An 11,991-nucleotide genomic window follows, 5' to 3' on the forward strand; every position below is an offset into this window, starting at 1 on the left:
CTCATGGCCGACATGGCAGCTCCCTCTTCCACATCCTCCACGCCTTCCAAGGCATCTGCTGCCGTCGCGCAAGAAGCGCCGCGCGCGGTGCAGCCCGTGCAACCGCTGGCACGCCGCCGCTACGCGCTCGAGATCCGCCAGCACATGCCGTGGCGCTGGCAGGCGCTGATCCTTGCGGCCGCGCTGCTCGCGGGCTTCGCGATCTCGGCGGCGATCCTCATCGCGGCGGGCGTACCCGCCGACGAGCTCGCCAACGAGTTCGTGACCCAGACCTTCTTCGACGGCCAGAACTTCCGCGCCGTGCTCTTCCAGGCCGCGCCGATGATCCTCGTCGGCCTCGCGGGCTGCGTCGCCTTCCGTGCGCGTTTCTGGAACCTCGGGCTCGAAGGCCAGATGATCTGGGGCGCCATCGGCGCGACCACCATCTCGATGTGGCAGATCGGCCCCGAGGGCCTGCGCCTGCCGCTCATGTTCGCCGCGGCCATCGGCTGCGGGCTGATGTGGGTGCTGGGGCCCGCGTGGCTCAAGCTCAAGCTCGGCGTGAACGAGATCATCTCCACGCTGATGCTCAACTACATGGCAGCCAACTTCCTGCTGCACCTGGTCTACGGCAGCTGGAAGGACCCGAAGGACAACTTCCCCTACTCGCCGCAGTTCCGCGCCTTCGAGCGGCTGCCCGAGCTGGGCGCGGGCATCGGCAGCTCGATCCTGCTGGCGGGCGTCGTCGCGCTGCTGGCGTGGTGGCTCGCGAGCGTGAGCCGCATGGGCCTGTACCTGCGCTTCGTCGACGCCAACCCGCGCATGGCGCACGCCAGCGGCGTGCCGGTGCGGCGCACCATCTACGGCGCGGTGCTGCTGTCGGGTGCGATGGCCGGGCTCGCGGGCTTCGCGGTGGCGGCGGGGCAGGAAGGTCGCCTCACGCAGGCCTTCTACCAGGGCTACGGCTTCTCGGGCATCCTCATCGCCTTCCTCGCGCGCAACAACCCGCTGGCGGCCACGGTGGTGGCGCTGCTGGTGGCGGCGCTCTTCGTCACCGGGCGCAGCCTGCAGGTGTTCTACCAGGTGCCGTTCTCGATGGTGCAGCTGATCCAGGCGGTGATCGTGGTGTGCGTGGCGTCGAGCGACTTCTTCATCCGCCACCGGCTGCGCCGCGTGGGCGGGGAGGCCGTGCAATGACAGGCGGCATCGTTCTCAACTGGCTCGCGAGCACGCCGGACTTCGCGGTGCCCTATGCGCTCGCCGCGCTCGGTCTCATCATCTGCGAGCGCGCGGGTGTGCTCGCACTCGGCGCCGAGGGACTGATGCTGGTCGGCGCGCTGGCCGGCATCGGCGCGCAGATCGTGATCGGCCAGCCGGCCGTGTCGCTGGTGCTCGCGATGCTGGCTGCCAGCGTGGTGTCGGTGCTGTTCGCGGTGATGGTGATCTGGCTGCGCGTGAACCAGGTGATCGCCGGGCTCGCGCTGGTGTTCTTCTGTCAGGGGCTCACCGCGCTGGTGGGCTCGATGGCCGAGTGGACCAACCATGCGACCGAAGGCATCGGCACGATGGGCCTGTGGCCGCTGTCGATGCTGCCCGGCGTGGGCCGGATCTTCGAGCAGAACGCGATGGTGTGGCTCACGCTGCCGATCTTCGGCGCGGTGGCGTGGTTCTTCGCGCGCAGCTCGGCCGGCCTGCGGCTGCGCGCGGTGGGCGAGAACCCGCAGGCGGCCGACGCGGCGGGCATCCGCGTGACGGCATGGCGCTTCGCGGCGGTGCTCGCGGGCTCGGCGCTGGTGGGGCTGGCGGGTGCCTACATCTCGGTAGTCAGCACCAAGCTGTGGATCGCCGGCATGACCGGCGGCCGCGGCTGGATCGCCGTGGGCCTCGTGATCTTCGCTCGCTGGTCGCCGTGGAAGGCGCTCGTCGGCGCGCTGCTCTTCGGCTGCATCGAGGCGCTGATTCCCCAGCTGGCCGCCGCCGGCGTGCAGCTGCCGCAGTACTTCGTGATGATGACGCCGTATGCGGTGACGCTCGGCGTGATGGTGTGGGTCGCGCTCTCGCGGCGCGGCGCCGATGAAGAGCCCGGCGCGCTGGGCCAACCCTACGTGAGAGAAGAGCGCCGATGAAGGCCTGGGTCTACAACGAAGAGCGCGAGCTCGACGCGGCGAAGTTCGCCGACTACCTCAATCCCGCCACCAGCGCTGTCGTCTCCATCGACATGCACCGCGGCCACCTCGACGACAGCCCCGACTGCCCCTGCCCCGCGCCGCGTGCGCGCGACGTGGTGGCGCCCATCGACGGCTTCCACGACGCGGTGCGTGCGCTGGGCGTGCGCATCGTGCACGTCAGGTCGGTGCTGCGGCCCGGCGGGGTGGACGACATCAACGGCATTCCGTCGGCATGGCGGCGCACCTTCCCGCTGCACGTGGGCGAGATCCCGAACGCCGACGCGCACGCCATCGAAGGCTCGAAGTGGACCGAGTGGGTCACGCGCGTGGAGCCCGGCGACATGCGCGTGGACGGCAAGCGCCGGCTCTCGGCCTTCTATCCGACCGACCTCGACTTCCTGCTGCGCAACCAGCGCATCGAGACCGTGGTGCTCGACGGCGGCTTCACCGACTGCTGCGTGCTCAACACCGCCTTCGACGCCAGCAACCGCAACTACCGCGTGATCGTGCTGCGCGACCTGGTGCGCGGCACCGACGCGCACCTGGAGGGCGCGGCGCTGGCGATGGTGTCGCTGCACCTGGGGCTGGTGATGGACTCGCGCGAGCTGCTCGACCAATGGGGCGGCGCGCCCCGCCATGGCTCTTCTCCTTCTCCATCCCTTTCCTGAGATCCGACGCCCGATGCCGAACTCCATTCCCCTCGTCGACCTCGGCGGCAACCTCGACCCGAGCACCCCCGCGGCCAAGACCTCCGCCTTGCAGCTGCACGAAGCGCTGAGCACCATCGGCTTCGCCTACATCTCGGGCCACACCGTGCGGCGCGCCACGCGGGACGCGGCCTTCGCGGCTTCCCGCGAATTCCACGCCTCCACGCTCGAGCAGAAGCGCTCGCTCGCGATCAACGCCTTTCATCGTGGCTACATGGGCATGGCCACCTCGACCATCGTGACCTCGTCGGTGGCCAAGGTCACGCGGCCGAACATGAGCGAATCGCTGATGCTCATGCACGAGCTGCCGCCCGACGACCCGGGCCTGCTCGCCGGCCTGCCGATGCAGGGCCCGAACCAGTGGCCCGGGTGGCTGCCGGGCTTCAAGCCCGCTATGACCGCGTACGTGAGCGAAGTGGACGCGCTGGGCCGCTACATCGTGCGCCTGATCGCCATGAGCCTCGGCCTGGAGGCGCACGCGCTCGACCACCATTTCGAGCGCCCGACCACATTCCTGCGCGCGCTTCACTATCCGCCGCAGCCGCCCGTGGAGGACGACCAGATGGGCTCGGCGCCGCACACCGACTACGGAATCATCACGCTGCTCGCGCAGGACGATTCCGGCGGCCTGCAGGTGCGTCCGCGCGGCGGCGACTGGATCGAGGCGCCGCCGATTCCCGACACCTACGTGCTGAACGTCGGCGACATGCTGGCACGCTGGACCAACGACCGCTTCGTGTCCACGCCGCACCGGGTCATCAACCGCTCGGGAGGCGACCGCTACTCGCTGCCCTACTTCCTCGATCCCGGAATGGACGCGCTGATCGAGTGCCTGCCCACCTGCACCGACGCGCAGCATCCCCCGCGCTACGAGCCCGTCACCTACGGCGAATACCTGCTCGAGCGCCTCGACAAGAACTACGCCTACCGCAAGCAGGCCAACGCCTGAGCGGCCTCTTCTTCCATCTTCCCCAGGACCTCCACCATGAAAAACTTCTCCCGCCGCGACTGCCTGCAAGCCATGGCGGCTGCGGCCGGCATGTCCGCACTCGCGATGCCCGGCATGTCTCTCGCCGCGCAGAGTCTCGTCGTCAACACCTACGGCGGGCGCTGGGAGAAATTCTGGCGGTCCGACCTGATGCCGATGTTCACGAAGTCGGCCGGCGTGGACACCACGCTCGACGTGGGCCTGGGCAAGAACTTCGTCGCCAACCTGCGCGCGGCCGGCGTCGCGAAGCCGCCCTACAGCATCCTGATGGTCAACGAGAACATCGCGAGCCTGGTGCGCGCGGAAGGCTACTTCGAGCCCATCCCCGCGGCCAAGGTGCCCAACCTCGCGAACGCATACCCCATCCTGCGCAACCCGGACGACAACGGGGTGCGCGGCATCGTATCGACCATCGGCATCGGCTATCGCAAGGACCTGGTGAAGACGCCGCCCAAGTCGTGGTCGGACCTGTGGAGCAACCCCGAGTTCAAGGGCAAGATCGGCCTCTACCAGATCGGCAACACGGCAGCGATGCTGTTCCTGCTGATGACGGCCAAGCTCTACGGCGGCTCTCAGGACGCGATCGACCGCGCCTTCGTCGAGATCAAGAAGCTGCTGCCGTTCACGCAGGCGGACTGGAGCGGAACGCTTTCGACCATGCTCACGCGCGGCGACGTGACGGTGGCGGTGATCGACTTCCCCGAGATCGTGGCGCTGCAGAAGAAGGGCGTACCGGTGGAGATGGTCGTGCCCACCGAAGGCGTGCTGGCCTTCGAGCAGTCGTTCAACGTGCTGAAGAATGCGCCGGCCAAGGAAGAGGCCTACAAGTATCTCGACTTCATCCTGCGCGCCGACGTGCAGGAGATGATGGCCAAGGAATTCTTCACCTCGCCGACCAATGTGCGCTCCAGGCTGTCGCCCGAGCTCGCCAAGGACGTGCCGGTGAGCGGCGAGCGCATGAAGTCGATCTTCCAGTTCGACTGGACCAAGGTCAACCCGCAGGTCGCGGCCATCACCGACCGCTGGAACCGGGAGATGAAGTGAGCGCGTCCGCCCCCACCCGCACGGCGACCGGCCGGCGCACCACGCGGGTGTCGCTCGACGGCCTGCGCAAGCGCTTCGACAACGCGCCGGCACCGGCCATTGCGCACCTCGACCTGAAGACCGAGGAGGGCGAGTTCATCTCGCTGCTGGGCCCGAGCGGCTGCGGCAAGACCACCACGCTGCGCTGCGTGGCCGGGTTCGAGTTTCCCGACGAAGGCCGCGTGCGCCTGAACGACGAGGACATCACCGACCTGCCGCCGGAGAAGCGCGACATCGGCATGGTGTTCCAGAACTACGCGCTGTTCCCGCACCTCACGGTGTGGCGCAACCTCGCGTTCGGCCTGGAGATGCGGGGCATCGGCAAGGCCGAGTGCAAGCGCCGAATCGACGACGTGCTCGCGATGGTGCAGCTCACCGCCATGGCCGAGCGCTACCCGCGCCAGCTCTCGGGCGGCCAGCAGCAGCGCGTGGCGCTGGCACGCGCGCTGGTCATCGAGCCGCGACTCCTGTTGCTCGACGAACCGCTCGCCAACCTGGACGCGGTGCTGCGCGAAGACATGCGCGTGTTCATCCGCGAGCTGCAGAAGCGCGTGGGCATCACCACCCTGTATGTCACGCACGACCAGTCGGAGGCGATGGTGATGTCGGACCGCGTGGCGGTGATGCTCGGCGGCCGGCTGCTGCAGTTCGACGTGCCCGAGGCGATCTACATGCGTCCGCGCAGCGTGGAGGTGGCGCGCTTCATCGGCCGCTCGAACCTCATCGAAGGCCGCGTCGAAGGGCTCACCGACGAGCCGGGCCCGTACCCGACCTACCGCGTGAGCACGGCGCTCGGCAGCGTGCCGGCAAGCCACGACCAGCCGCTGGCGACGGGCCAGCCGGTGCACGTGACGATCCGTCCGGAGGCGATCCGCTGGCGCAACGACGGCCCTTACGCCGGGCTGGTGCAGTCGGCCTATTTCCTCGGCAGCACGGTGGAGCACATGGTGCAGTGCGCCGGCGGCCAGAGCCTGCTGGTGCAGACCTCGCCGGGCCAGCGCGCAGAGGCCGGAGCCGAGGCGGCCTTCGCCTTCGACCCGGGCCACGCCTGGATCATCGCGGCTGCGCCATGAATGCCGTGATGACGGCCGAGGCACCGGTGCACGGCGCCGACCGGCTCCATGGACGCAGGGCACGCAAGGGACGCCCGGGCCGGGGCGCGTTCTGGCTGATCGCTCCCGCGCTGGTGCTGATCGGCGTCTTCCTGGTGCTGCCGTACCTCAACATCATCGGCATGAGCCTGCGGCCCACCGCCGTGGGCGCGCCCTATGGCGCGGGCTTCACGCTCGCCAACTACACCAACGCGCTGGGCGACGGCTACATCCTCGGGGTGCTGGCCGACACGCTGCTGCTCGGCGTCACCACGGTGCCGATCTGCCTGCTGCTGGGCTACCCCGTCGCCTACCACCTCGCACGCACGCGTTCGCGCTGGGGCGGCCTGCTGTACGTGCTGGTGCTGTCGCCATTGCTGGTGGGCGTGGTGGTGCGCAGCTTCGGCTGGCTGATCCTGCTGTCGGGCAACGGTGTCATCAACCGGGCGCTGATCGATCTCGGGCTGATATCGACGGCCCTGCAGCTCATGAACAACCGGCTGGGCGTGACGATCGCGCTGGTGCACGTGTTCCTGCCGTTCATGATCCTGCCGCTGGTGGGAGTGATCCAGAGCATCGATCCGACGCTCGAACAGGCGGCGCGCTCGCTCGGCGCCTCCCGGCTGAAGGTGTTCTGGCGGCTCGTTCTGCCGATGTCCTGGCCCGGCATACAGGCCGGCACCATCCTCGTTTTCGTGCTCACGCTGAGCGCCTACGTGACGCCGGTGATGCTCGGCGGCGCCCAGGTCAAGACGATGTCGGTGCTGGTGGTGCAGAACCTCATCGACAACTTCCAGTGGCCCGCCGGCGCGGCGCAGGCACTGGTGCTGTCGGCCTGCGGCATGGCGGCCGTGTGGCTGTACGCCCGCCTCACCGGACGCTTCATGAAAGGCCTGCAATGACGATGAAGCGCAAACCCCTGGCCGCGCGTGCGGCCGATGCCATGGGACTGGCCTACGTCGGCGCGGTCTACGTGTTCCTGCTGCTGCCGATCGCGGTGATCGTGCTGATGTCCCTCAACGCGGGCGAGTTCCTCACCTTCCCGCCGCAGGGGATCTCGCTGCGCTGGTTCGGCGCGCTCTTCGCCAACGAAGCCTTCATGCGCGCCATCGGCACCTCGCTGCAGGTGGCGGCCATCGCGACGGTGTGCTCGAGCGTCATCGGCGTGGCCGGCGCGCTCTACGTGGTGCGCCATGCCACGCGGCTGCGCGAGGGCCTGCGCATGATGCTGATGCTCCCGCTGATGCTGCCCGAGATCCTCACGGCGATCGCGCTGCTGTTCTTCCTCTACGCGAGCGGCATCGGCACGCGCACGATGTTCGGGCTGGTGGTGGGGCACGTGCTGGTCACGCTGCCCTATGTGTTCACCAACGTGGCGTCGGCGCTCTACAACCAGGACGGCACGCTGGAGCAGGCCGCGCGCAGCCTGGGCGCATCGCCGTGGCGCGCCTTCGTGCGCGTGACGCTGCCGCTGATCAAGCCGGGCATCATCACGGGCGCGCTGTTCGCGTTCGTGATCTCGTTCGACCTGTTCAACATGTCGCTGCTGCTCAAGGGCATCGGCATGACGACGCTGCCGCTGCAGCTGTTCGACTACCTGCGCTGGGACTTCGACCCGACGGCCGCGGCCGTGTCGACGGTGAGCATCGTGGTCACGCTGGTGGCGGTGATCTGCGTCGATCGCACCGTGGGGCTGCGCTCGCTGCGCTTCGGCTGAGGCCTAGGGCCGGAGCCACGCGCGCGCCGCGCCCTCCATGTCGCCCTGCGACGCGCGCCACACCATCTCTGGCGCGGCCACGTGCACGCCGGGCGGCGCGATGCGCAGCGTCACGTCGACCAGCTCGGCCACCTTGGCCGCGCGCACCGGCTGCTCGCTGCTGGGCACCATGAAGCGCACCACCGACAGCATCCAGGCAGCGACGCGCTCGAAGGGGTTGGCGAGCTTCGCATTCGCCGGCTTGCGCGCCGAGCGCACGAGGATCACGCGCTCGAAGCCGCAGGCCACCACCGCCTGCTCGTCGAGGCTGGCCAGGCCGCGCTTGAGCGCCTCGGGCAGCCGGCCCTGGTCGTGCGGCAGCACGATGGCCAGCGTCTGCACGCCGCACGAGCGCAGCCAGCGGGCCAGCTCGGGCAGGTCGGACGGCTCGGGCACCCACAGCGCGCGCTCGCGGTCGTGGTACAGGCGCGGCGGGTCGAAGGCGATGATGGCGGTGTGGGCCGAGGTCGGCGGCCACTGCGCGATGGGCAGGCCGGGGCTCAGGTAGGTCTCGACGCCGCGCAGCCCGTCGCGGATCGGCTCCTTCGCGAGCACGCGGGTGTGCGCATGGCGGTGGCTGCCCGCCAGCCGGCGCAGCAGCTCGGCACCCAGCGCACCGGTCGCTCCCGCGATCAGCAGCGTGCCGAAGGCGGAGGAGGCTACGGGCAATACCGCACGGTTGGCGGCTTGCAGGACTTGCAGCGGATCAAGGGCCATGGAGCCGCCTATGCTACCTTCCGCATCTTCTGCGGAGGTAATGCAAATGATGATGAAGCGCTGGTTCCTGATCCTTGCGGCGGTCGTTTCCCTGAGCGGCTGCGGCTACAACCAGTTCCAGTCCCTCGACGAGGCCAGCAAGTCGGCCTGGAGCGAGGTCCTCAACCAGTACCAGCGGCGCGCCGACCTCGTGCCGAACATCGTGGCCACCGTCAAGGGCGAGGCCAGCTTCGAGCAGGACACGCTCACCAAGGTGGTCGAGGCGCGCGCCAAGGCGACCTCGATCCAGGTGACGCCCGAGACGCTCAACAACCCCGAGGCCTTCAACAAGTTCCAGCAGGCGCAGGGTGAACTGTCCTCGGCGCTGTCGCGGCTGATGGTGGTGTCGGAACGCTACCCCGACCTGAAGGCCAATCAGGCCTTCCGCGACCTGCGCGTGACGCTGGAAGGCACCGAGAACCGCATCACCGTGGCGCGCAACCGCTACATCGAGAGCGTGCAGGAGTACAACGTGCTCGCGCGCAGCTTCCCGACCAACCTCACGGCCAAGATCTTCGGCTATGCGCCGAAGCCGAACTTCTCGGTGCAGAACGAGGCGCAGATCTCGACCCCGCCCACGGTCGACTTCAGCCCGAATAAAAAGTAACTCCCCCAGGCTTCGTGCACTTCGTGTCACTTCGCCAACCCCCTCGCCGGGGGCAACACCGGCGGACCGGCAAAGCCGGATCCGCGGTGTTCCTGGAATGGGGCGCGCGCGTGCTGGCGGCGCTGGTCGCGGGCTGGATGCTGCTGGCAGCAAGCGGTGCCTTTGCGCAAAACCTGCTGCCGATCCCAGCGCTCACCGCGCGCGTGATCGACCAGACCGGCACGCTCGACAGCGCGCAGCGCAACGGCCTGGAGACCAAGCTCGCGGCCTTCGAGCAGCGCAAGGGCTCGCAGATCGTGGTGCTGATGGTGCCGACCACCGCGCCCGAGGACATCGCCAGCTACACGCAGCGCCTGGGCGACGCCTGGAAGGTCGGCCGCAAGGACGTCGGCGACGGCCTGCTGGTGGTGGTGGCCAAGGACGACCGCAAGATGCGCATCGCGACGGCCAAGGCGCTCGAAGGCGCGGTGCCCGATCTCGCGGCCGCGCGCATCATCGACGAGGAGATGAAGCCGCGCTTTCGCAACGGCGACTTCGCGGGCGGGCTGAACGCGGCGGTGGACCGGCTCATCGGGCTGGTCGACGGCGAGCCGCTGCCCGAGCCCTCGCGCAACTCCGGCGGCAGTGGCAACGAGGGTTTCGACTGGGAGAACCTCGCGATCTTCCTGTTCGTGGGCGTCTTCGTCGGCGCGCCGATCGCGCGCGCCGTCCTCGGCAAGAAGCTGGGCACGATGGTCGTGGGCGGCGGCGTCGGGGTGGTCGTGTTCTTCATCACCACCAGCATCGTCATCGCGGTGATCGCGGGCTTCGTGGCGCTCATCGTGTCGCTGGTCGCGGGCACGGGAAGGCCTGGCGGCGGTGGAGGTGGCGGTTGGAGTTCCGGCGGGGGTGGCTGGAGCAGTGGCCGTGGCGGCGGAGGCGGTGGTTTCAGCTCCGGCGGCGGCGGCAATTTCGGCGGCGGCGGCGCGTCGGGGGACTGGTGAACACGATGCGGACCACGAACACCGAACCGAACGACGCGGGCCTCTTCGCGAAGCTGGGCCGCATCTGGCGCCACCGCTGGATCGACGAATCCGAGGTCCGGCGCGCGCTTCCTCCGGCTGCGCTGGAGCGCCTTGCGCACCGCGTGACGGCGAGCGAGCGGCGCCACGGCGGCGAGATCCGCATCTGCGTCGAGGCCGGCCTGCCGATGTCGTACCTGTGGCGCCACGCGCCGCCGCGCGAGCGTGCCGTGACGCTGTTCGGCAAGCTGCGCGTATGGGACACGGCGCACAACAACGGCGTGCTCATCTACCTGCTGCTGGCCGAACACGCCATCGAGATCGTGGCCGACCGCGGCATCGACGCGCACGTGGACGACGCCGAATGGGCCGCGATGGCACAGCGCATGAGCGCCGCCTTCCGCGAGGGCCGCTTCGAGGACGGGCTCACGCAGGCGCTGGAAGAGATCTCCGCGGTGCTGGTGGAACACTTCCCGCTGGCCGAAGGCGAGCTCGACGTGAACGAGCTGCCCGACGAGCCCGTGGTGCTCTGATTCTTTCTCCCTCCCCCTCTGGGGGAGGGCGGGGGTGGGGGCACGCGGCGTCCGCACTGGGCGCCCTGCCTGCCCCCATCCCAGCCTTCCCCCAGAGGGGGAAGGAGCAAAAGTCACTCTTGGACAGGCAGCGCCCAGACGGCATCGCCGCCCACCGCATGAAAGCGCCGCCCCGGCGCCGATTCCATCAGCCACCCGCCCGTGAACTCGCCGAAGGCCGGCAGCACGGCCTGCTGCCCGTCGCTTGCGAAGCAGGGCAGCCGCACGCTGTCGCGGCCCCGGCCGTGGAGCCTGCAGACGGGATGCAGATGCCCGGCGAGCACGAAGTGCGTGGCATGCGTCTGCGGATGGTGGCAGCAGGCGAAGGGGCCCAGCAGGAAGGGCTCGTCGACCACCTCGATGCCGAGTTCCGGCGGCGGATCGCCGGCGCGGCTGTCGTGGTTGCCGCGCACCAGGGTCATGGCGACGGCCGCATGGCGCGCACGCCAGGGCCCGACGGCGGCGAGCACCGTGCGCGCCTGCGCCGCGTGGAGGAAGTCGCCCAGGAACACGATGCGGCCGGGCGCATGCCTTTCGATCAGCGCGTCGAGCCGCGCGAGGTTCTGCTGCGTGGTGCCGCCGGGCACCGGCTGGCCGAGCGCGCGGTAGGTCGCGGCCTTGCCCAGGTGCAGGTCGGCCACGAAGAGCACCCGCTGGCCGGGCCACCAGAGCGCCCGCTGGGGCAGCAGGTGCAGCAGTTCGCCCGCCCAGTCGACGACGAGCGGCGAGGTGGATGTATCTGTATCTGGAGATCTCACCCGGCCAGTGTCGCAAAACCTGCGATTGCCTTGCAAAGGCCCTCCAGAGCCCCCATCTGCCTGCAATGACCGAATCGCCACCGCTGCACATCGTCTGTCCGCACTGCCACACGACCAACCGCGTCCGCGCGGCGCAACTGGGCAGCGCGCCCGACTGCGGCAGCTGCCACCGCCCGCTGTTCACCGGCCATTCGACGGCATTGGCGGACGCCGCCACCTTCGAGCGCCACATCTCCCGCAACGAGATCCCGGTGCTGGTCGATTTCTGGGCGCCCTGGTGCGGCCCCTGCCGGCAGATGGCGCCGGCCTACGAACAGGCGGCCGCCCAGCTGGAGCCCCACGTGCGGCTGGCCAAGGTCGACACCGAGGCGGTGCCCGCCCTGGGCGCTCGCTTCAACATCCGCAGCATCCCGACGCTGGCGCTGTTCCGCGGCGGCCGCGAGGTGGCGCGGCAGGCCGGCGCGATGGGCGCGGCGGACATCGTGCGCTGGGTGAAGGCGCACGGCGCGGGCTGAACCTACCTCG

Annotated in this window: 14 protein-coding genes; 12 read left to right on the forward strand and 2 right to left on the reverse strand. The window is 69.5% G+C overall.

All coding sequences use genetic code 11. The features are described 5' to 3' along the window. The first annotated feature begins 3 nt into the window (after positions 1 to 3). Genes FHY06_RS30880 through FHY06_RS30915 form a run of 8 tightly spaced genes read left to right on the forward strand, consistent with a single transcriptional unit; the run spans position 4 to position 7,733 of the window. Positions 4 to 1,176 carry an ABC transporter permease gene (locus FHY06_RS30880; protein ID WP_409327480.1) on the forward strand — a complete coding sequence of 391 codons (1,173 nt, stop codon included), beginning with the start codon at positions 4 to 6 and terminating at the stop codon, positions 1,174 to 1,176. After that, a complete protein-coding gene (locus tag FHY06_RS30885) occupies positions 1,173 to 2,105 on the forward strand; it encodes an ABC transporter permease (protein WP_019657611.1) in 933 nt (310 codons plus the stop codon). Before FHY06_RS30880 ends, FHY06_RS30885 begins: the two co-directional genes overlap by 4 nt. Further along, positions 2,102 to 2,815: a cysteine hydrolase family protein gene (locus FHY06_RS30890; RefSeq protein WP_184607336.1), complete on the forward strand. Its 714-nt coding sequence runs from the start codon at positions 2,102 to 2,104 to the stop codon at positions 2,813 to 2,815. The genes FHY06_RS30885 and FHY06_RS30890 overlap by 4 nt, the downstream gene beginning before the upstream one ends. A 13-nt stretch (positions 2,816 to 2,828) precedes the next feature. Next, positions 2,829 to 3,803 (forward strand): isopenicillin N synthase family dioxygenase, encoded by a 975-nt coding sequence (locus tag FHY06_RS30895; protein ID WP_184607337.1) that lies wholly within the window; start codon positions 2,829 to 2,831, stop codon positions 3,801 to 3,803. A 36-nt stretch (positions 3,804 to 3,839) separates the two neighbouring features. Then, the gene (locus FHY06_RS30900) at positions 3,840 to 4,886 is read left to right on the forward strand and encodes an ABC transporter substrate-binding protein (RefSeq protein ID WP_240650192.1); all 1,047 of its coding nucleotides are present in this window, start codon (positions 3,840 to 3,842) and stop codon (positions 4,884 to 4,886) included. Then, positions 4,883 to 5,998: an ABC transporter ATP-binding protein gene (locus FHY06_RS30905; protein WP_019657615.1), complete on the forward strand. Its 1,116-nt coding sequence runs from the start codon at positions 4,883 to 4,885 to the stop codon at positions 5,996 to 5,998. The genes FHY06_RS30900 and FHY06_RS30905 overlap by 4 nt, the downstream gene beginning before the upstream one ends. Further along, the gene (locus FHY06_RS30910) at positions 5,995 to 6,918 is read left to right on the forward strand and encodes an ABC transporter permease (RefSeq protein ID WP_260310789.1); all 924 of its coding nucleotides are present in this window, start codon (positions 5,995 to 5,997) and stop codon (positions 6,916 to 6,918) included. Before FHY06_RS30905 ends, FHY06_RS30910 begins: the two co-directional genes overlap by 4 nt. Positions 6,919 to 6,920: 2 nt before the next feature. Further along, the gene (locus FHY06_RS30915) at positions 6,921 to 7,733 is read left to right on the forward strand and encodes an ABC transporter permease (RefSeq protein ID WP_260310790.1); all 813 of its coding nucleotides are present in this window, start codon (positions 6,921 to 6,923) and stop codon (positions 7,731 to 7,733) included. Positions 7,734 to 7,736: 3 nt separating this feature from the next. Here FHY06_RS30915 and FHY06_RS30920 read toward each other — a convergent pair whose 3' ends face one another. Further along, complete coding sequence (locus tag FHY06_RS30920; protein ID WP_184607338.1) at positions 7,737 to 8,489, reverse strand: hypothetical protein; 753 nt, start codon at positions 8,487 to 8,489, stop codon at positions 7,737 to 7,739. A 46-nt stretch (positions 8,490 to 8,535) separates the two neighbouring features. Here FHY06_RS30920 and FHY06_RS30925 point away from each other — a divergent pair, with 46 nt between their 5' ends. The 3 genes from FHY06_RS30925 (at position 8,536) to FHY06_RS30935 (ending at position 10,669) form a co-directional block, all read left to right on the forward strand. Beyond that, positions 8,536 to 9,135: a LemA family protein gene (locus FHY06_RS30925; RefSeq protein WP_019657619.1), complete on the forward strand. Its 600-nt coding sequence runs from the start codon at positions 8,536 to 8,538 to the stop codon at positions 9,133 to 9,135. Positions 9,136 to 9,221: 86 nt separating this feature from the next. Continuing rightward, entirely contained in the window at positions 9,222 to 10,118 is an 897-nt protein-coding gene (locus tag FHY06_RS30930; protein WP_409327478.1) for a TPM domain-containing protein, read from the forward strand. A 5-nt stretch (positions 10,119 to 10,123) separates the two neighbouring features. Beyond that, positions 10,124 to 10,669: a TPM domain-containing protein gene (locus FHY06_RS30935; protein ID WP_184607339.1), complete on the forward strand. Its 546-nt coding sequence runs from the start codon at positions 10,124 to 10,126 to the stop codon at positions 10,667 to 10,669. A gap of 113 nt (positions 10,670 to 10,782) precedes the next feature. Here FHY06_RS30935 and pdeM read toward each other — a convergent pair whose 3' ends face one another. Beyond that, the gene (pdeM, locus tag FHY06_RS30940; RefSeq protein WP_409327479.1) at positions 10,783 to 11,547 is read right to left on the reverse strand and encodes a ligase-associated DNA damage response endonuclease PdeM; all 765 of its coding nucleotides are present in this window, start codon (positions 11,545 to 11,547) and stop codon (positions 10,783 to 10,785) included. Here pdeM and trxC point away from each other — a divergent pair. Continuing rightward, positions 11,532 to 11,981, forward strand: coding sequence for a thioredoxin TrxC (gene trxC / locus FHY06_RS30945; RefSeq protein WP_019657623.1), 450 nt, complete (start codon positions 11,532 to 11,534; stop codon positions 11,979 to 11,981). The genes pdeM and trxC overlap by 16 nt on opposite strands. Positions 11,982 to 11,991: the final 10 nt, after the last annotated feature.

The sequence above is a fragment of the Variovorax atrisoli genome, from assembly GCF_014195185.1.
GTDB classification, from domain to species: Bacteria; Pseudomonadota; Gammaproteobacteria; order Burkholderiales; family Burkholderiaceae_C; genus Variovorax; species Variovorax atrisoli.

Bases quoted from the DNA above. Each gene is read 5' to 3' on its own strand.
- FHY06_RS30880 (WP_409327480.1), top strand. From the start codon at position 4: ATGGCCGACATGGCAGCTCCCTCTTCCACATCCTCCACGCCTTCCAAG.
- FHY06_RS30885 (WP_019657611.1), top strand. From the start codon at position 1,173: ATGACAGGCGGCATCGTTCTCAACTGGCTCGCGAGCACGCCGGACTTC.
- FHY06_RS30890 (WP_184607336.1), top strand. From the start codon at position 2,102: ATGAAGGCCTGGGTCTACAACGAAGAGCGCGAGCTCGACGCGGCGAAG.
- FHY06_RS30895 (WP_184607337.1), top strand. From the start codon at position 2,829: ATGCCGAACTCCATTCCCCTCGTCGACCTCGGCGGCAACCTCGACCCG.
- FHY06_RS30900 (WP_240650192.1), top strand. From the start codon at position 3,840: ATGAAAAACTTCTCCCGCCGCGACTGCCTGCAAGCCATGGCGGCTGCG.
- FHY06_RS30910 (WP_260310789.1), top strand. From the start codon at position 5,995: ATGAATGCCGTGATGACGGCCGAGGCACCGGTGCACGGCGCCGACCGG.
- FHY06_RS30915 (WP_260310790.1), top strand. From the start codon at position 6,921: ATGAAGCGCAAACCCCTGGCCGCGCGTGCGGCCGATGCCATGGGACTG.
- FHY06_RS30920 (WP_184607338.1), bottom strand. From the start codon at position 8,489: ATGGCCCTTGATCCGCTGCAAGTCCTGCAAGCCGCCAACCGTGCGGTA.
- FHY06_RS30925 (WP_019657619.1), top strand. From the start codon at position 8,536: ATGATGATGAAGCGCTGGTTCCTGATCCTTGCGGCGGTCGTTTCCCTG.
- FHY06_RS30935 (WP_184607339.1), top strand. From the start codon at position 10,124: ATGCGGACCACGAACACCGAACCGAACGACGCGGGCCTCTTCGCGAAG.
- trxC (WP_019657623.1), top strand. From the start codon at position 11,532: ATGACCGAATCGCCACCGCTGCACATCGTCTGTCCGCACTGCCACACG.